Below are 18,699 nucleotides of genomic sequence, written 5' to 3' on the forward strand. Positions count from 1 at the left end.
TATTTAGTAGCGTGGGGCGGGCACGATCCGCCGACCTCAGCATTATGAATGCTGCGCTCTAACCAGCTGAGCTACCACGCCAAAATTTCAAAAGTGCTAAAATGTGTTTTAGCGGCTGCAAATATAGAAACAATTATGCAGCTATCAAATGTGAAAAGTAAATTATTTTCTTTTTTTAAAATGCTTTTCATATGCTACTACAACTGAGGCTAACCAGACAATAAATATAACACCAGTTATAATTGAATATATTAAAATTATATCTTCCATTTAGCTTTTAAATTTGAAGTAATTCATAAAGCCAAGTATAGTTGGAGCCCATAACCCTAAGAACAGCGCATCAATCTTATTGCCTTGCAGAAACAAATATTCTGCAACGATTATTATTATGAGCACTACTACTAGCATGATAATATTGAAGATTCCTATTTCTTTAATAAACTTCATAAGTTGAAATACAAATTTTCTACAAGATAATTATTGTTATTTGTTTTAAGAAAAAAAGTTTACAGCTTTCTTTTTTCAATTTAGAATTATATCTATATTGTGAATAACTAACACCTTACTATGGAAGAAAAAGTTAAATACGAAATGGAGTTCCCAATACAGGCATCTCCATCATTATTATACCAATATATTTCTACCCCTTCTGGTATGGGAGAGTGGTATGCAGACAATGTAAACTCTAGAGGAGAGTTCTTTACCTTTATATGGGATGGAAGCGAAGAGAAGGCAAAACTACTCGGGAAAAAGAGTGGTGAGCGTATTAAATTTAGATGGATGGACGATGAAGATACCAATTACTATTTTGAACTGAGAATTCAAGTAGATGAAATTACTAAAGATGTTTCCTTAATGATTACAGATTATGCCGAAGAAGATGAAGTGGAAGAAGGTAAAATGTTGTGGGAAAACATGATTTCTGAATTAAAACAAATACTAGGCTCTACTTAAAAACAAGCCTATTATAGTATCTTTGCACCGTCTTACATTAAAGGCGGTTTTTTTATGATTAATAACAACGGGACACTCCAAGAACATTCAGAAAAAGCTTTATCACATTCTAATAGAGGGCTAGCATATGGTGATGCCTTATTTGAAACCATTAGATACTCTGGCGGAAAACTATTTTTTTGGGAAGACCACTACTTTAGACTTATGGCGTCTATGCGTATTATGCGTATGGAAATACCAATGAATTTTACAATGGAGTTTCTTGAGGAAGAAATTGTAAAAACCATTAAAGCTTCAAGTCAAGAAAACAATACGGTTAGAGTAAAAATGATTGTTTGGCGTACTGCTGAAGGAAAATATACTCCTACAACAAATGATATATCATACCTTATTTCTACTGAAATTTTAGAGACATCTTTTTATACTCTTGATGAAAATTTTTACGAAGTAGAACTCTTTAAAGACTTTTACATTAATGCAGGCTTATTATCAACTATTAAGTCTAATAACAAACTAATTAATGTATTGGGAAGTATCTATGCAAAGGAAAATGATTATAATAACTGTTTATTATTAAATGAAAAAAAGCAAGTTGTAGAGGCTTTAAATGGAAATCTGTTTCTTGTAAATGGGTATAAAATTAAAACTCCTCCACTTACAGATGGATGTCTTAATGGGGTTATGCGAAAACAATTAATTGCTATTATTGGTCAACTTCCAGATTATATACTAGAAGAAACTTCCATATCTCCTTTTGAGCTTCAAAAAGCAGATGAGTTATTTATTACTAATGTAATTACGGGATTGCAACCTATATCAAAATATAGAAAAAAGGAGTATGAAACTAAAGTAGCAACGGAGTTACTTTCTAAAATTAATGTAAAGGCAAGATTAGGCTAGTTAAGAGTTGGATTTTCAGGAGCATTAGACCATAGGAGGTAGTCTCCACCAAATTCTATCATTTTTTCTTTCCAGAAGTTAGTATTACTCTTACTTATAATTTCATTTTTGTATTCGTTAGGGGTAACCACCCAACTTTGCAATTCTAATTCTTGTTCTAATTGATTGTTTGCCCAACCAGAATACCCTAAGAAAAATCTAATTTCGTTATTAGTAAGCTCTTGGTTTTGTAACAAATCTAATATGGTTGTAAAGTCGCCACCCCAATAAATTCCGTTAGAAATTTCTATACTATTTGGGATTAAATGCGGAACTCTGTGAATAAAATATAGATTGTCTTGTTCTACAGGGCCTCCATTATATACCTTAAGGTTAGAACTAACTTCAGGCACAAAATCCTTTAATTCATACTCAAGTGGTTTGTTTAGAATAAAACCAACAGCACCATCCTCATTATATTCTGCTAACAAGACAACAGACCTATTAAAGGAAACATCTCCTATAATAGAAGGTTCTGCTACGAGAAGTACGCCTTTTTCAGGTTTTAGAGAAATCATGGAGTTAGTTTATTAATTTAAATCTAAGTATTAAATTTTACATAAACAAAAAACCCTACCAATTGGTAGGGTTTTATAATGCTTCTTATATAAAGAATTTAGTTTACGCTACTCTGTAAGTCAGATCCAGCTTTAAACTTCACTACATTTTTTGCAGCGATTTGAATAGTTTTTCCTGTTTGAGGGTTTCTTCCTTCTCTTGCAGCTCTTTTAGAAACTGACCAAGAGCCAAAACCTACTAAAGATACTCTGTTTCCTTTTTTAAGTGAACCTTCTACATTTCCTAAGAAAGATTCCAATGCTTTTTTAGCTGCTGCTTTTGTTACTCCAGCATCTTCTGCCATTGCGTCGATTAAATCTGATTTGTTCATAATTTAGAATTTTAAAATTATTGTTGGTTAAACTTCTGTTTAATTACTCTACAAATTTAAACGGATTATCGGTTCAGGCAAGTAATGACGGGCAAAATGCCTGTTTTTGTTAATAACTTGGCGGGTTTGTTAATAAACCAAGCTTAATTTTACGATATTTTGTAATATCAGCAACAATGGGTGTTCACAAGGCTTTTGCATTTTTAGCAAAAGTAAAGCCATTTAAAAAAGATGCTGCATCCATTTTTCGCTTGCCCGGAAATTGGAGAACCTTAATAATAAGGTATCCATTTTCTACAGCTATTTTAATAGTTTTTTTTGAAGTTACAATACTACCTATAGCTTCATCATGGTTTACTACCTCAAAATCTGATACATAAATTTTTACTTTATATATATCTTCTTCATTTTTAATTTTAGTCCAAGCTACGGGGTAGGGACTTAATCCTCTAACTAAGGCGTCAATTTTTTCTACTGGTTGTGACCAATCTATTCTTGTATTTTCTGGATGAAGCTTTGGTGCCTCTTTTAAATCTTTGGCATCTTTTTGTATGTGTGTAGTTACTGCATTATTTTCAATTAATTGAACAGTATCTAAAACTAGCTTACTTCCTAGTCCCATAAGTTTGTCATGTAGAGTACCAGCAGTTTCTCTTTCTTCAATAGGAATTTCTGCAGATAGTAGGATAGCACCTGTGTCTATTTTTTCATCAATAAAAAAAGTAGTTACACCCGATTTTTCTTCTTGATTAATAATTGCCCAATTAATTGGAGCAGCACCTCTGTACTCTGGAAGTAAGGATGCGTGTAAATTAAATGTGCCATATTCTGGCATTTGCCAAACTACTTTAGGAAGCATTCTAAAAGCGACTACAATCTGTAAATTAGCATTGAGGGATTCTAATTCTTTTAAAAAGTCTTCATTTTTTAAGTTTGTTGGTTGTAAAACCGTTAAGCCTTGTGATACTGCATAGTCTTTTACAGCAGACGTATTTAATTTTCTCCCTCTACCAGCTGGTCTATCTGGGGCGGTAATTACACCAACAACATTCACTTTTTCTTCTACTAATTTTGAGAGCACACCAACGGCAAAGCCTGGCGTACCCATAAAAACAACTCGTATTTCTCTCTTTTCTTTTTTCAAACTTTATACTTTGTAATACTGATTTTTAAAATTAATTGCGACAGTTCCTTTATCTACCAATAGTTTTAAAACAGTAAGAATTATTTTGTCGTCAAAGGTACTTTTTTCTGAAATTTCTCGTGAAGTCATTTCCCGTTCTTCAAGAAGATTTAAAATAGTGTCTGCTACTAAGTTTGTTTCTTTAGAACCTATGGAGGTATCTTTTTTAGTACACACCGAACAAATACCACATTGAGTAGCATTGTCTTCGCCAAAATAGCGTACTAATTGTAAACTTTTACACTCTTTATTGTTAGCTACATAACTTAGTACAGAAGCTACTTTCTTCTTTTTCTTTTCATTTTGTTGTTTAACATCTTTTGCAATACTATTTATGGTTTTGTCATCCTCCCGTGGGATTAAAAATGTAATAGAAGCATCGGTTGTTTTAAGTTGTAATAAAACAATCTCTTCTTTTTCCATTTTTTTTAATTCCGAAATAATTTCTGGGATTTTTACTCCTGTCTTTTTTGAAATAAGGTCAAGGTTAATTTTTGTTTTTATTTCAAAAATACCAGGATACAAGCGTAGCATGGTTTTTCCAATTACTGAAGCTTTTGTATTGGTTTTAAAATAGCGCAACAAAGCTTCAGAAGTAAGAAGAAACTGTGCTGTAGAATACCTGCCAAACTGTTGTGAAAGCTGTAGTACCCCAAGTCTGTCTAGAGTTTGTAGTCCATTGTAAGTGAGAAGTGTATTTCTTTTATAAGTTTCACAAAAATCAACAAAGTTAAAATTGTGTTCTGTATAGCTTCCTTCTCCATAGGGTATTTGAAAATAATTGTTTAGGTTTCTATATAACAGTTTTAAATCTTTAGGTGTGGCTAGTGAACTTACAAACTGTTTTTCAACTAATTTTTTATCATATTCACTATAGAGAATAATTGCTTTGGCGTACTGTCCATCACGTCCAGCTCGTCCAGCTTCCTGAAAATAACTTTCTAAGCTATCAGGGAGTTGTATATGTATTACAAAGCGTACGTTGGGTTGATCTATTCCCATTCCAAACGCGTTAGTTGCAATCATAGTTGGAACGCTCCCGTCTTTCCATAAGGCTAGTCGTTGAATTTTTTCTTCTTTAGTTATGCCTCCGTGGTAAAAAGTACTTTTTATTCCTAAACTATTAAGGTGTTTACTAGTTTCAATCGCAGCTGATCTACTTCTTACATATACAATAGCATTGCCAGTATTTGTTTTAAGTAATTGTTCTATATGATAAAGTTTATCTGTTACTTCTTGAATATGATAGGCGAGTAGGGGTCTTGTAAAAGAGTTTTTATATACTTTAGGTAATTCTAATTGTAACGAAACAATAGTGTCTTCTAATACTTCTGGTGTGGCTGTAGCTGTTAATGCTATAATGGGAGTTAAGGGGTGTTGTTCTCTTAAAATTGTGATATTCTTATACGCAGGTCTAAAATCATTTCCCCATTGTGAGATACAATGTGCTTCATCTACAGCTATGAGGCATACATTCATCTGTTTTATATAGTTCTGAACTATATCTTGCTGTAAGCGTTCTGGAGATAGGTATAAAAATTTATAATTTCCATAACTAGCATTGTCAAGAAGTGTATTTAATTCAGAAAAACTAACTCCACCTGTTATAGCAAGTGCTTTAATATCTTTTATTTTTAAACTTTTTACTTGATCATTCATCAAGGCAACTAGTGGGGAAACAACAATACAAATACCTTCTTGTGCTAAGGCAGGAACTTGAAAACAAATAGACTTTCCGCCTCCGGTAGGAAGTAATGCAACAGTATCTTTTCCATCCAACACGCTCTCTATAATTGACTCTTGAGAGGGTTTAAAAGAAGTGTAACCCCAATATTTTTCAAGTATTTGTAAGGGTGTTTTCAAGAAATTAGCTTCAAGGTATTTACTATAAACTTAGTTCGCTCTTCTACAGTACCAATAGGAACTTCTGTGATGGAATGTCCAAAAAGCTCATACTCTTCCTTTAAAAACTTTGTAATCAATTTTGCCTGCTCAAAGTTTTCATAGCGTTCGTCATCATTAGTATGTATGGCTTCCCAAGGCGGTAATAAAAAAATATGGTCATAAGTATGTTTCCTACAAACTGTATTAAAACTGTCAGGGTAAGAAACAGCGATATACTTCATATATGCAGTTACGTCTGGGAGACCTCTATCATAAAAAATAATTGTTTCGGTACTTTCTTTGGCAGCTTTGTGTTGTGCCAGTCTACCATCTAGTAGTTTAGAACTAAATAATACTGGGTCTTCTAAAAAAAGTTGTTCAATCCCTTCGGCTTGTGCTTGTTTAATAACTTCTCTGGAGATTTCGGGCATACAAAAATAACCTTGTTTGTCTAAACTTTCAATTAAGGTTGTTTTTCCAGAGGAAGGACCTCCAATAAGTACAATTCTTTTTGTTTTCAAACCTTGCATTTTAGGCAAATTACGTAAATATTATTGATACATAAGTGTATCTTTGCACCCTAATATAATAGTATGTCACAAGATTCAAAACCTGAAGCTTTTTACAAACGCCTCAAAGAACAATTGGAAGGGGATACTAATTGGCCTGCTCCTTATTTGTTTAAATTTATTGTCCCTGCTAGTAATGAAAAAATTGCAGAGATTGAGGCAATTTATGATGGTACAGATGCGTTGACTACTACTAGAGACTCTTCAAAAGGGACGTATACAAGTGTTTCAATAAAAGTAACGATGGATTCTCCAGATGCTGTTATTGAAAAATATCTGCAAGTTTCTAAGGTGAAAGGCGTGATTTCTTTATAAAATTAGTATTTTGCAATTCGATAATTATAAAACTTTTTTTAACGATTACTTCATAAGAGAGTTTGTAATTTTTACTTCATTAAATTTTTTACATTTTGATTGAAAATATAGAGTATAATACAGAGCGACCTCATTTAATTATTCCTGAGTACGGTCGTCATATTCAAAAAATGGTGGATCATGCAGTTTCCATCAAAGATAAAGAAGAGAGAAACAAAGTTGCAAAAAGCATTATTGCTGTAATGGGTAATATGAATCCTCATTTGCGTGATGTTCCAGATTTTCAGCATAAGTTATGGGATCAGTTATTTATTATTTCCAATTTTGAGTTGGATGTTGATTCTCCTTTTGAAAAACCTTCAAGAGAAGAAATCTACGCAAGACCAGATAGTTTAGAGTATCCGCAAAACTTTCCTAAATATCGTTTCTACGGAAATAATATAAAACGAATGATTGATGTAGCTAACAAATGGGAAGAAGGAGAGATGAAAGAAGGTCTTGTTCTTACTATAGCAAACCACATGAAAAAGTGTTTTTTAAATTGGAATAAGGACACAGTTGAAGATGATGTAATTTTTCAACATTTATATGAGCTATCTGATGGAAAAATAAATTTAAAAGATAGCAATGAAGATTTACGTGCTGCAGATAAACTATTAAAAAATAAAAAGCGTTTTAATACTAATTCTAAAAAAAGCCATAAAAACAATAGAGGGCGTAAGCGCTACTAAACTTATTTTCTTACCGCATGGGAACATTCCAAATTGAAGGTGGACACAAACTAAAAGGAGAAATCCGTCCACAAGGTGCAAAAAATGAAGCATTACAAATTTTATGCGCCGTACTGTTAACTCCAGAAGAAGTAATTATTGAAAACATTCCAGACATTGTAGATGTCAATAAACTTATTGGAATACTTGGTAATCTTGGCGTTAAGATTCAGAAATTAGGTAAAGGAAAATACGCTTTTAAAGCAGATGATATAAAATTAGAATATCTAGAGTCTGAACTTTTCAAGAAAGAAGGAAGTTCACTTCGTGGTTCTATAATGATTGTAGGACCGTTATTGGCACGTTTTGGTAAAGGGTATATTCCCCGTCCAGGAGGTGATAAAATAGGAAGAAGAAGATTAGACACCCATTTTGAAGGCTTTATAAAACTTGGCGCTACTTTTAGATATAATAAAGAAGAACGTTTCTATGGTGTAGATGCACCAGAAGGACTCACCGGCACTTATATGCTTTTAGATCAAGCATCAGTAACAGGTACTGCCAATATTGTGATGGCTGCTGTCTTAGCCAAAGGAACCACTACTATTTACAATGCAGCTTGCGAACCTTATTTACAGCAATTGTGTAAAATGCTTAACAGCATGGGAGCTAACATAAAAGGCGTAGGTTCTAATTTGTTAGTTATTGAGGGAGTAGAAAGTCTAGGAGGGTGTACACATCGTATTCTTCCAGATATGATTGAAATTGGAAGTTGGATTGGTCTTGCCGCTATGACGCATAGTGAGATTACCATTAAAGACGTTAGTTGGGATGATTTAGGAATTATCCCTGCAACTTTTAGAAAATTAGGAATCACATTAGAGAGAAAAGTTGATGATATTTACATCCCTTCTCAGGAAGGTTACGAAATACAAGGGTATATTGATGGTTCTACTTTAACCGTTGCCGATGCTCCTTGGCCAGGTTTTACTCCAGATTTATTAAGTATTGTATTAGTAGTCTGTACCCAAGCAAAAGGGAGTGTACTAATACACCAAAAAATGTTTGAAAGCCGCCTGTTTTTTGTAGATAAACTAATTGATATGGGTGCGCGTATAATCTTGTGCGACCCACATAGAGCAACTGTTATTGGACACAATTTTGAGTCACAATTAAAGGCGACTACTATGGTCTCTCCAGATATTAGAGCAGGAATCTCGTTACTTATTGCTGCCTTATCTGCAAAAGGAACAAGTATTATCCACAACATAGAACAAATAGACCGAGGTTACGAAAATATAGATGAACGCTTACGAGCGATTGGCGCTAAGATTACCAGATTGGATTAAGAATCCTTATCCACTTTTTTAATAAACTCAATAAGCCCCGGAAAAAAGTGTTCTTGATCATCATACTGTGATAAGTGACTCCCATTAGGACAATGTAAATATGTGCCATTTTGGACTTCGTTGGCAATCCATTCCATTTCTTTTGGGTTCATGGTATCGTATTGCGCTCCAATAGAAAGTGTTGGTATGGTAAGCTCTTTTAATCTATCTTTTACATCCCAGTTTTTTAAGGTAGCATCTCCTTTAACTCCAAACTCACTAGGACCTTGCATGGTTACATATACATCTGGATTTAAATGGCTAAACCCTCTATTAATAGAGTTAGGCCATTGGTCTGGAGGAATGCGTATTACATGTTTTGGGTAATAATGCTCTACAATTAAACCAAGATATTCTTCATTACTGTAGTCTTCTGCTTCTTCGTATTTCATGATTTTTGAAAGTACTTCTGGAGGAAGTTGAGGTGCTAGCACTTCTTCGTTGTATTTCATATAATCTGGGATAGAAGGTACCATATTGCTTATAATAAGCCCTTTTAAATTATCTTGATATTTTAAGGCATATTCCATTGCTAGAATACCACCCCAAGATTGCCCAAATAGATAAAAATTATCTTCATTAAGCCCTAAAGCTTTACGCACTTGTTCTACTTCTTCTACAAAACGAGCGGTGTCCCAAAGACTTAAGTCATCGGGTTGGTCGCTGTAGTAGCTTCCTAGTTGGTCATAATAGTAATATTCAATACCTTCTTGAGGAAAAAAACCATCAAAGCTTTCATAGATTTCATGCGTCATTCCTGGGCCACCATGTAATAGAAGCACTTTCATTTTAGGATTATTCCCAACACGTTTTGTCCAAACGTTAAATGTCCCTTTTGGAGTTTCAATTGGAATCATTTTTATACCCCCAGTTGCTTGGTCGTCACGTCCCTCAAAAGACCAATAGTCTTCAGTTTCTGCTATTTCAGAATCGGGTATATTGTTTTTTTCTGAAGGTTGGTTACAAGAACCTAATATAAGTATAGAGAGTATGAGTAGTGCTAGTTTTTTCATGAGTCTGTGTTTTTAAATTAGAAGAAATATACGCATTTACTTCGTCTTGTAGTATGTACGTTTATTATTTGATTAACTGCATTTATGATTTATTGTATTTACTTAAAACTTACTTTTAAAAGTAAATGCATACTCACTCTCACCATGGGTGTGTAAATGTTGTAAGTGTTCTTTAGCTTCTGTTATGGTTGGTATATGTCCTTCTTTTACATACCAAAGTACCATATGCATCCTAGGCATTTTATGAAACCACTCTTTTTTTCTTTTTAGGATTTCCACATGAGCAGTATTGTACACATAATCAAAGAGGCTTTCTCTGTCTTTCCAAACACTCATATTGGTAATGATAAAAGGTGAGTCCCATAACTCCATATCATAGGAGTCATTACTATCTTCACCTACTAGTCGCCATATAAATCCTGGATGTGCTTCTGCAAGAGCATTTATTCTGTCTGTATTAGCAACAAAATCTTTCATAGTTTCACTTTCCATATGATCCTTTGCTTCGGCAATATTTAGTTGTGCTATATGCATAATTAATTTTTTGAAAGATATTCAAACTCTTTTAAATTTTCAACAGAAGAAATAGTGAAGCTTTTTCCGTCCTTTAACACAATATTCTTACTAGTCATTTGCAATACATCATCGTAATAATGATCTGTAATAATAATGCCCTTTGTTTCTTTTCTCTGAAGTAAAAACTCTTTAATCAAATCCTTTTTAAGTGGGTCTATCATAGAAAAGGGTTCGTCTAAAAATAGAAACGGATGACTACCACTTCCTACTAAAATCACTTCAAAAAATTTACGTTCTCCTTCTGAAAGTTCTCCAACTCGTTTTGCTGTTAATTTATGAATACCTTTGGTATAAAACACTTTGTCTTGAGTTTCTTCATCTGGATAATACATAGGGATAATGTCTCTAACCTTAGGTTGCTTAGGGACAAATTCATGTTGTGGGACATACCCAATATGTTGTTGTAAAATGTTTTCTTTTGGATTGAAAATCTTTGAATCTATTGCTGCGCCAATACTTCCTCCTTGTTGTGTCCCAAAGAGCATTTTTAGTAAAGTAGATTTTCCAGACCCATTTCTGCCAAAAATACCCAGCACTTCTCCTGTTGAAAGCGTAAAAGAAACATTTTGTAATAGTTCCTTACTGCCAAATTTAATTTGGGCATTATATAACTGAAATGTTTTCAAATAAAAAAGAAATTAATAGGAACAATAAAAACACCAGAACTGCTACTACACAATTAATGATAAAAGTTTTTTTGTAGAGCATTTTCTTGGTAATACCAATGTTGTAATAGAAATATATTTCATTAGGTTTAAATAGCGACACAGCTTTAATACCTAGGACAAAAGAAAACGATAAAAAGATAAGTATGCCAATTACCAAATTGAACAGTATAAAAAAAAGCAAACTACTAGCTAAAATAAAAGGAAAACAGTCTTTGTAATAGTTCCAATAAGGACGGAGGGTCATGGTGATTAAATTTTCTGCTTAACAAACAATATCTGTTTTTGATTATTGTAGATTTATAATTCTTCTACAAGTTGAATGTTATTTCCACATGTATCATTAAAAATAGCAAATTTAACAGTACCCATTGTTGTTGGTTTTGTGCTAAATTCAACATCTAAATTTGTTAAGCGCTTATACTCTGCATCAACATTTTTAACATCAAATTGAGTGTAAGGGTATCCAGCTTCCATCAATGCATCTTGATATACTTTACACGGCTCAAAATGATTAGGAGCTGGCTCCAATAATAATTCTGGTCCATCCTTCCATTCTGAAGAAACTAGGGTAAGCCACCTATTTCCTCCACCTAATGGTTGATCTTTCTTCTTTATAAAACCTAACTTTTCTGTATAAAATTTTAAAGCTTTTTCTTGGTCTCTAACTGGAATGCTAATTAGTGTTACTTTCATCTTTATTTAATTATTGCTTCATATTTCAGTTTCTCTATCACTAATTATGTCCAATGTGGCAGCCACAACCACCTTTCATAAAACTTTCGGTTTCTTGATGCCAAGGAAATGCTTGATTATAATTATTTGCTTCCCACCAGAATTGCCCTCTTTTTTTAGGATTGTTTCCTATTTCATCCATAGTTTTAGCATTATATAATCTACCATTTACCATTACCATTTCTACGGTTTGTGTGTTTTCTATATCCTCAAGCGGATTCTTCTCTAAAATGATTAAATCTGCTAATTTTCCTTTTTCTAGTGAACCAATATCATCACCTGCTCCAATATATTCCGCAGCATTAATAGTAGCTGTTTTTAAAGCTTCTAGGTTACTCATTCCTCCTTGTGCCATCATCCAAGTTTCCCAATGTGCTCCAAGCCCTTGAAGTTGACCATGCGCTCCCATATTTACTTTCACACCAGCATCAGAAAGTTTCTTTGCTGTTTCAGAAACTAAAATATGTCCATTATCGTATTCTTCTTTAGGTACTTTAGTTCTATGTCTTGAGCGAGAGTCGACAATAGAACGAGGTGTAAAGGTGAGTAGTTTTTCATTTTCCCAAACATTATCACGTTGGTAGAAATAATATTCGCCATTCATTCCACCATAATTTACAATAAGTGTAGGTGTATATCCGGTACCACTTTTACCCCAAATTTCTAATACATCTTTATAGACAGGTGCTACAGGAATATTATGTTCTACACCAGTATGGCCATCTATTACCATTGTTATATTGTGATAAAAAGTTGAGCCGCCTTCAGGAACTACATTAATACCCATTTCTCTAGCAGCTTGCAATACCTGTTGGCGTTGATCGCGACGAGGTTGATTATAACTCTTAACACTTTTTGCTCCAAAGGCTTTAGTACGCCTAATGCTACTTCTGGCGTCTTCAAGACTATTAATAACGGCTTTAAAATCACCATCGGCTCCATATAAAATAAAACCAGTAGAGTAGAGGCGAGGTCCTACTAAAGCTCCTGACTTTTGTAATTCGGATAAAGAAAATACCGTTTCTGTATTTGCTGATGGGTCATGTGCTGTAGTAACTCCAAAAGCTAAATTTGCCATAAATTGCCAATTCTGTTGTGTTGTTAACCCATATCTAAAGGCTCCAATATGTGCATGTGCATCCACCAAACCTGGCATAATGGTTTTTCCTTTTGCATCATAAATTTTTGCACTTCTTGGAATTGAAATGTTTTTTCCAATGGCTTCAATTCTGTTGTCTTTTATTAATATATGTCCGTTATCAATTACTTCATCACCATCCATTGTGATAATTCTAGCATTCATAAAAGCAATACTTCCAGAAGGTTTATCAACTGGCGCTGTAAGTCCAATTTTGATACCTTCAGTGTTCATCTCTGGGGTTTCTTTTGGTGCATTTGGTAAAAATGTAAACCTGTTTTTTAATTCGTTACTAAAGTATTCGTCTCCTAAGGTCCACATTACTTGTTTACTGTCCTTAGACCAATGTATATTTATACCTGCGTCTTTTGCAATTTGTGAAACTGGTACATAACTCGATTTGTTGTCTAGGTCTATGGACTTTCCGTTAAGTACTAAAGGAGCTACAAATACTTTATGTAGATTAGTAAAGGCAATCCATTTATTATCTGGACTTGGGACCAATCTGTTTGCATACTTAGAGGAAACATGTTCTTTTTCATCATTTCCGTTGAGGTTTACACTAATTAGTTTTTTTGTTAAGTTTCCAAAGTAGGTACCTCCTGTTTGTAGTAAGATGCGTTTTCCATCTTGAGTAAATTGTGGATATTCTCCTTTACTAGTAACAAACTTTTCCTCTCCTGTAGCTAAGTTTAGAGTATAAATACCTGGTTTTTTTGTGTATGTAAATCCTTGGTCTGTATTCCCGCCTTCTTTTCTGTAAACTAGATAGCGAGAATCCTTTGAGTAGGAAGGTGTACGAAATATGCCTTTACTTGAAGAAAGTTTTATAGGAATTCCTCCTGAAGCAGGAACTTTAAAAATGGCACCTTTCTCAAGATCGTTCCAGCTGACGTAAACAATAGTGTTTCCATCTGGGGAGAATGAAGGTTCGAACTCAAAATCGGTGCCTTGTGTTAGCCTTTTAGGCGTATCATTTGGTAAATTCTTACGATATAAATATCCTAAGGAATTAAAAACTACAAAATCTTTAGTTGGTGAAGTTACTAAATGCCTAATTACTTTTGAGTTAAAATTTGTTTTTTCAATAGGAGTTTTTGTATGAACTGTTTCAGCAAGGTCAATATTTACATCTGCTGTAAAAGGTATATTAGTGACTGCAAGGTTTTTAATGTTTATTTTTTGGAACTTTCCACCACTCCAAAATACAAGTTCATTATTATTAGGTAGCCATGCAAAGTTTGGGTAAACTCCAAAAATTGCCCAAGCTTCTTGTTGGTCTTTGTCAAGGTTATCATAAATAGGAAGCTCTTCTCCAGTCTCTAAATCATGAATAAATAAAACCGACTTTGTTCTAACCCTTTTTACAAATGCTAACTTTTTTCCATCTGGAGAAACTGTTGGTCTTGCAGCACCGCCTGGCCCTCCTGTAACTGTTTCAGTCTTTCCAGTTTCAAAATTGTATCGTTTAATTACATATATCTGCTTGTTAGGGTCTTTATTATATTGAAAAAACCCGCCTGGGTACATATCTTCAGAATAATATAAATACTTCCCGTCATTACTAACAAAAGGCTCATTTACATCTTGTTGGTCGTTTTTACGTTTGGTAAGTTGTAACCCACTTCCTCCTGTAATATGATATTGCCACATCTCTCCAGCTCCAAGGCTTCTTCCAGATGTAAAGTGTTTTCTAGCAACTATATAATTCCCATCTGGCATCCAAACAGCATTGTTAAGAAGTCTAAAGCTTTCTTTTGTAAGCTGCTTTGCATTAGAGCCATCTCTATCCATAATCCAAATATTATCGCCTCCACCTGCATCACTCGTAAAGGATATTTTAGTACCATCTGGGTTAAAACGCGGCTGAATTTCAAACGGAATTCCAGTTCTTATAGCTTTTGCTTTTCCGCCAGTTATTGGTAAAGTATAGATGTCTCCAAGCATATCAAAAACAAGGGTTTGTCCATCTGGGCTTACATCCAGATTCATCCATGTTCCTTCATCTGTAGTAAAAGAATGAGTTTTGTAGTTAAAGTCTTTGCCCGGATTGGCTACGTCCCATTTAGTTTCTTCTTTTGTATTTTTTTCTTTCTTTTTCTGTGCTGAAAGCGTAAGTGTACACGCAATAAGTATAAATGATAGTATTTTTCTCATCTTGATTGAAATTATGATACAGACTTTAAAGATAATGATTTATTAGTCAGCAGTCATTGGTTAGTAGTGTGTAGCTAGAAGTATATTAACTTCTAGTTTAACTTGTCGTATTTTTTGAAATTCTTCTAAAGGCAATAGCGGCAATACCCCCTATAACCGAAAATATAGCCAAAGCACCAAAACTATATTGATGCCCTAATTCACCTGGATTATTATCAAGAAGATAACCCATCATAGGACCAGCAAAAATATCTGGTGTATACCCTATAAGTGACATCATTCCAACCGCTGTGCCTGTATATACTAGCGGTATATTCCCTTCCTTAAGAACTGCAAAATATAAAACTCTAATTGAGTACACTCCAAGAGCAGTACTTATCATTGCTATAAAGAAAATAAGAATTAGACTATCATTTAAAATCCCTGAAGCAAAAAAGCTACTTCCTAATGTCATCATTACGAATCCCCAAATAAGTACTTTGGAGGGTTTTGTGATATCTGCCAAAAAACCAATGGTAACCCCAACAATTGGTCTAATATAAAGCAATAGTGTTCCAATTTGAGCCGACTTTATTTGATCGTAGCCCATTACCTCATTGGCATACTGGGAAATAATATCGGTTGTTTTATAACCCGTATACCCGCATAGTATAATAATCATAAGCAACCAGACGGCTGGTAATTTTAAGACTTGTTTAATTGCTTTTAATGATTCAAAGCTTTTTATTTTTTCTTCTGAAATGCTTTTTGATGTATCCTTTAAAAAAAGGAATACCAAGATTGAAATGGCTATAATAATAGTTGAAGATACATAAATCACATACCTAAAAGCATCTTTTCTTTCAGTTAGAGGTGCTTCGGTAATTTCTGAAGTAATAAATAGAGAGAAAATAACCACGCCTACCAGCCCGAAACAGGCTCCAACTAAACCTCTTCCTCCATCTAAAAAACCAAATGCTTTTCCTTGCCGGTTGCTACCTCCCCAAATTCTAGTCGCTTTTATCATTGCTGCCCAGAAGAGTAGGATAGTGGTACAACCCCAATAACCATATAGGACTTTTAAAATAGTAAACGAAGGGAATGTTGCTAATACAAACCCACCTAAAGAAGTTAAAAAAAGCGCTGTAGCTAACAAAACACGTGGTTTAAATTTATCTGCCAACGGCCCTCCTAATAGATAGGATACAAGTGCAACTATTCCATAAATTGAAAAGCAATAGCCTAATTGTAAATTGCTTAGGTTAAAAACTTCTAAAAATGTGGGTCTAAAAACTCTAGCTAATACAAAGGGTAAAATAAAAACAGCTTCTCCTGCTAAAATAAGTAAGGTTAGATAATAGAAGGGAAGTTTTCTTTGAGATTGCATTAGCTTCTAGATTTTTTGTTCAATCCACAGAGTGTTATAATTTCTTGTATTCTTTTGTCTCTTGTTTCTTGCCGTTTTGCACTATGTAACCAACTTAAATAAGATTTTTTGTAGCTAGGGGCAAAGTTGTTATAATTAGTAAATGCTTTGTTATTTTTAGAAAAAGCTTTTTGTAAATCTGGTGGGATAATACCATTTTCAACATCGTCCATTTCGCTCCATTTTCCAGATTTTTTAGCTAGATTAATAAGTTTCCAGCCACTTTCGTGAATAAGTCCTTCTTTTTCTAATGCAATTATGTATTTTTTATTGAGAGTACTCCATGTGCTTTTAGGGTTTCTATGTGTAAACAATTGCCGTCTTTTGCCCCCACCAAGACTCTTTACTGTACTATCTATCCAGCCATAACATAGTGCTACTTTAACAGCTTCTTCCCAACGCATAGTAGGGACTTTTGTTTGGAGTTTGTAAAACTCTAGGTAAATTCCGTTTTGGTATTTAGTGTGATTACTATGGAGCCACTCACGCCATTCTATTGCTCTTGGAAAATATAGTTGCGGTCGCTCCATTAATTTATTAACTCACTATCTACATAAAAATCGTCCTTAATTTTTATAGTTTTTATGGGGTGTTCTAGTTTTTTTGTTTTCCAGTCTTTGGTAGGATAAATCCATTCTTCTTTTCCGTTAATAACCATTATTACGGGCATATCAAACCCTTCAATTATGTTGGAATACTTAAAGCTTAACTCTCTTCCTTTGTATTTGTATTCTACTTTTGGGACTTTAGTAGTACGTAAATATTGCTCCCAGAATTCGGTTAAATCAATACCTGATTCAGTACTAATAAAATCTTCAACTTGTTTACTGCTAACGGTTTGATGATAAAACTCTTTGTTTAATCCTGTTAGAATAGAACGCCATTTTTTATCATCCTCTACAAGTTGTCTAAGCGTATGCAGGATATTTGCTCCTTTGTAATACATATCGCTGCTTCCTTCATTATTTACCCCATAAACTCCAATGAGAGGCTTGTCGTTTTGTATCATTCTACGTGTACCAATTACATATTCACTTGCTGCAATGTCACTATAGTGGTAGTTTAAATATAAATTTTCTGAATAGGCTGTAAATCCCTCATGAATCCACATATCTGCAACATCAATATTGGTAATATTATTAGCAAACCACTCGTGACCTCCTTCGTGAATAATTATAAAATCAAATCGAAGTCCCCAACCTGTATTTGAAAGATCTCTACCTAAATATCCATTTTGATATCTATTTCCATAAGTAACACTACTTTGATGTTCCATGCCTAAGTATGGTACTTCCACAAGCTTAAAACTATCTTCATAAAATGGATATGGGCCAAACCAATACTCAAAAGCGCGTAACATCATACCTGCTTGTTTAAACTGCTCTTTTGCTTTTTGAAGATTGTCTTTTAGAACCCAATATTGGCAGTCTAATGGACCATTTAGACCTTCAAACTTTTCCTCAAAGCTCACATAATCTCCAATATTAATGTTAACACCATAATTGTTTATAGGATTCACTACTTCCCAATTCCATGTCTTAGTAGATCCGTTATCTACAGTATTTTTTAATCTCCCGTTTCCAACACCAACCAAATCACTAGGAGCAATAATAGCTATATTAAGACCCTTATCTGGCTCGTCATAACCATGGTCTTTATTAGGCCACCAGACACTTGCACCAATTCCCTGGTTTGAAGTGGCTATAAAATGTTTCCCATTGTTATCTTTTTTCCATGAAAAACCACCATCCCAAGGAGCATTTTTTGCAGCTCGTGGTTTCCCTGAAAAGTAAATGGTAAGTTTTTGCTCTGTTCCCTTTTGTTGTTTTTTCAACTTTAAATAGTGAACAGCTCCTTTCTTTTTTACAGATATCTTTTTTCCATTTTGTTCTACTTTGTCAATTTGCATAGGTTTTTGCAAATCTATTTGCATCACTTTTTCATTTTCTAAAACGGTATATGTTATTGTGTTAGTCCCTTTAATGGTTTTTGTTTCTGGGAATACTTCTACAGAAAGGTCATAATGTTGTAAATCCCACCAAGCACGCTCTGGAGTAATACTTCCTCTAAGCTTATCAGCTTCAGAAAACTTTTCTTTTTCTGAGAATAACCCAGTATTTTGAGAGATAGCTGGGGAATAGACTAGGAGAATTAGTATTGATACTATTATTTTTTTCAT

At 33.9% G+C, this 18,699-nt stretch carries 18 protein-coding genes and 1 tRNA gene; 5 read left to right on the forward strand and 14 right to left on the reverse strand.

Going from position 1 to position 18,699, the window contains the following annotated elements; all coding sequences use genetic code 11:
- Nucleotides 1-7 precede the first annotated feature (7 nt).
- Nucleotides 8-81, reverse strand: a tRNA-Met gene (locus tag RM538_RS00850).
- 486 nt (nt 82-567) lie between these two features.
- On the opposite strand from RM538_RS00850, the gene RM538_RS00855 reads away from it, so the two are divergent.
- Nucleotides 568-954 carry an START-like domain-containing protein gene (locus tag RM538_RS00855; RefSeq protein ID WP_311331496.1) on the forward strand — a complete coding sequence of 129 codons (387 nt, stop codon included), beginning with the start codon at nt 568-570 and terminating at the stop codon, nt 952-954.
- 54 nt (nt 955-1,008) lie between these two features.
- Nucleotides 1,009-1,854, forward strand: coding sequence for an aminotransferase class IV (locus RM538_RS00860; protein ID WP_311331497.1), 846 nt, complete (start codon nt 1,009-1,011; stop codon nt 1,852-1,854).
- On the opposite strand, the gene RM538_RS00865 is transcribed toward RM538_RS00860, so the two are convergent.
- The 5 genes from RM538_RS00865 to RM538_RS00885 all read right to left on the reverse strand — a co-directional run bounded on the left by RM538_RS00865 (nt 1,851) and on the right by RM538_RS00885 (nt 6,370).
- Entirely contained in the window at nt 1,851-2,411 is a 561-nt protein-coding gene (locus RM538_RS00865) for a YqgE/AlgH family protein (protein ID WP_311331498.1), read from the reverse strand. The two genes, RM538_RS00860 and RM538_RS00865, sit on opposite strands and share 4 nt — an antisense overlap.
- A 98-nt stretch (nt 2,412-2,509) precedes the next feature.
- Nucleotides 2,510-2,782, reverse strand: a complete 273-nt coding sequence (locus tag RM538_RS00870; protein WP_311331499.1) for an HU family DNA-binding protein — start codon at nt 2,780-2,782, stop codon at nt 2,510-2,512.
- Between the two features lie 184 nt (nt 2,783-2,966).
- Complete coding sequence (fmt, locus tag RM538_RS00875) at nt 2,967-3,890, reverse strand: methionyl-tRNA formyltransferase (RefSeq protein WP_311332151.1); 924 nt, start codon at nt 3,888-3,890, stop codon at nt 2,967-2,969.
- A gap of 39 nt (nt 3,891-3,929) precedes the next feature.
- Nucleotides 3,930-5,828 (reverse strand): RecQ family ATP-dependent DNA helicase, encoded by a 1,899-nt coding sequence (locus tag RM538_RS00880; RefSeq protein WP_311331500.1) that lies wholly within the window; start codon nt 5,826-5,828, stop codon nt 3,930-3,932.
- Nucleotides 5,825-6,370: an AAA family ATPase gene (locus RM538_RS00885; protein ID WP_311331501.1), complete on the reverse strand. Its 546-nt coding sequence runs from the start codon at nt 6,368-6,370 to the stop codon at nt 5,825-5,827. Before RM538_RS00885 ends, RM538_RS00880 begins: the two co-directional genes overlap by 4 nt.
- 72 nt (nt 6,371-6,442) lie before the next feature.
- Between RM538_RS00885 and RM538_RS00890 the strand changes: the two genes are divergently transcribed.
- From RM538_RS00890 to murA, 3 genes are all read left to right on the forward strand, one after another.
- Nucleotides 6,443-6,733: a DUF493 family protein gene (locus tag RM538_RS00890; RefSeq protein WP_311331502.1), complete on the forward strand. Its 291-nt coding sequence runs from the start codon at nt 6,443-6,445 to the stop codon at nt 6,731-6,733.
- 95 nt (nt 6,734-6,828) lie between these two features.
- Nucleotides 6,829-7,464: a DUF4290 domain-containing protein gene (locus RM538_RS00895; protein WP_311331503.1), complete on the forward strand. Its 636-nt coding sequence runs from the start codon at nt 6,829-6,831 to the stop codon at nt 7,462-7,464.
- A gap of 17 nt (nt 7,465-7,481) precedes the next feature.
- Nucleotides 7,482-8,792 (forward strand): UDP-N-acetylglucosamine 1-carboxyvinyltransferase, encoded by a 1,311-nt coding sequence (gene murA, locus RM538_RS00900; protein ID WP_311331504.1) that lies wholly within the window; start codon nt 7,482-7,484, stop codon nt 8,790-8,792.
- On the opposite strand, the gene RM538_RS00905 is transcribed toward murA, so the two are convergent.
- The 8 genes from RM538_RS00905 to RM538_RS00940 form a co-directional block, all read right to left on the reverse strand.
- Complete coding sequence (locus tag RM538_RS00905; protein WP_311331505.1) at nt 8,789-9,844, reverse strand: proline iminopeptidase-family hydrolase; 1,056 nt, start codon at nt 9,842-9,844, stop codon at nt 8,789-8,791. The two genes, murA and RM538_RS00905, sit on opposite strands and share 4 nt — an antisense overlap.
- A 102-nt stretch (nt 9,845-9,946) precedes the next feature.
- Entirely contained in the window at nt 9,947-10,378 is a 432-nt protein-coding gene (locus tag RM538_RS00910; RefSeq protein ID WP_311331506.1) for a DUF3291 domain-containing protein, read from the reverse strand.
- Nucleotides 10,379-10,380: 2 nt separating this feature from the next.
- A complete protein-coding gene (locus RM538_RS00915) occupies nt 10,381-11,046 on the reverse strand; it encodes an ATP-binding cassette domain-containing protein (RefSeq protein ID WP_311331507.1) in 666 nt (221 codons plus the stop codon).
- 339 nt (nt 11,047-11,385) lie between these two features.
- Nucleotides 11,386-11,781, reverse strand: coding sequence for a VOC family protein (locus RM538_RS00920; RefSeq protein WP_311331508.1), 396 nt, complete (start codon nt 11,779-11,781; stop codon nt 11,386-11,388).
- Between the two features lie 40 nt (nt 11,782-11,821).
- The gene (locus tag RM538_RS00925; RefSeq protein ID WP_311331509.1) at nt 11,822-15,115 is read right to left on the reverse strand and encodes an amidohydrolase family protein; all 3,294 of its coding nucleotides are present in this window, start codon (nt 15,113-15,115) and stop codon (nt 11,822-11,824) included.
- A 97-nt stretch (nt 15,116-15,212) separates the two neighbouring features.
- The gene (locus tag RM538_RS00930) at nt 15,213-16,481 is read right to left on the reverse strand and encodes an MFS transporter (RefSeq protein ID WP_311331510.1); all 1,269 of its coding nucleotides are present in this window, start codon (nt 16,479-16,481) and stop codon (nt 15,213-15,215) included.
- Entirely contained in the window at nt 16,481-17,050 is a 570-nt protein-coding gene (locus RM538_RS00935; RefSeq protein ID WP_311331511.1) for a YdeI/OmpD-associated family protein, read from the reverse strand. Before RM538_RS00935 ends, RM538_RS00930 begins: the two co-directional genes overlap by 1 nt.
- Entirely contained in the window at nt 17,050-18,699 is a 1,650-nt protein-coding gene (locus tag RM538_RS00940) for a M1 family metallopeptidase (RefSeq protein WP_311331512.1), read from the reverse strand. Before RM538_RS00940 ends, RM538_RS00935 begins: the two co-directional genes overlap by 1 nt.

Origin of the sequence: Patiriisocius hiemis (assembly GCF_031846325.1) — a bacterium.
GTDB lineage: Bacteria > Bacteroidota > Bacteroidia > Flavobacteriales > Flavobacteriaceae > Patiriisocius_A > Patiriisocius_A hiemis.

Excerpts from the sequence above, each read along its gene's own strand:
- RM538_RS00855 (WP_311331496.1), top strand. The coding sequence starts at position 568 with ATGGAAGAAAAAGTTAAATACGAAATGGAGTTCCCAATACAGGCATCT.
- RM538_RS00860 (WP_311331497.1), top strand. The coding sequence starts at position 1,009 with ATGATTAATAACAACGGGACACTCCAAGAACATTCAGAAAAAGCTTTA.
- RM538_RS00865 (WP_311331498.1), bottom strand. The coding sequence starts at position 2,411 with ATGATTTCTCTAAAACCTGAAAAAGGCGTACTTCTCGTAGCAGAACCT.
- RM538_RS00870 (WP_311331499.1), bottom strand. The coding sequence starts at position 2,782 with ATGAACAAATCAGATTTAATCGACGCAATGGCAGAAGATGCTGGAGTA.
- fmt (WP_311332151.1), bottom strand. The coding sequence starts at position 3,890 with ATGGGTACGCCAGGCTTTGCCGTTGGTGTGCTCTCAAAATTAGTAGAA.
- RM538_RS00890 (WP_311331502.1), top strand. The coding sequence starts at position 6,443 with ATGTCACAAGATTCAAAACCTGAAGCTTTTTACAAACGCCTCAAAGAA.
- murA (WP_311331504.1), top strand. The coding sequence starts at position 7,482 with ATGGGAACATTCCAAATTGAAGGTGGACACAAACTAAAAGGAGAAATC.
- RM538_RS00905 (WP_311331505.1), bottom strand. The coding sequence starts at position 9,844 with ATGAAAAAACTAGCACTACTCATACTCTCTATACTTATATTAGGTTCT.
- RM538_RS00910 (WP_311331506.1), bottom strand. The coding sequence starts at position 10,378 with ATGCATATAGCACAACTAAATATTGCCGAAGCAAAGGATCATATGGAA.
- RM538_RS00920 (WP_311331508.1), bottom strand. The coding sequence starts at position 11,781 with ATGAAAGTAACACTAATTAGCATTCCAGTTAGAGACCAAGAAAAAGCT.
- RM538_RS00925 (WP_311331509.1), bottom strand. The coding sequence starts at position 15,115 with ATGAGAAAAATACTATCATTTATACTTATTGCGTGTACACTTACGCTT.
- RM538_RS00930 (WP_311331510.1), bottom strand. The coding sequence starts at position 16,481 with ATGCAATCTCAAAGAAAACTTCCCTTCTATTATCTAACCTTACTTATT.
- RM538_RS00935 (WP_311331511.1), bottom strand. The coding sequence starts at position 17,050 with ATGGAGCGACCGCAACTATATTTTCCAAGAGCAATAGAATGGCGTGAG.
- RM538_RS00940 (WP_311331512.1), bottom strand. The coding sequence starts at position 18,699 with ATGAAAAAAATAATAGTATCAATACTAATTCTCCTAGTCTATTCCCCA.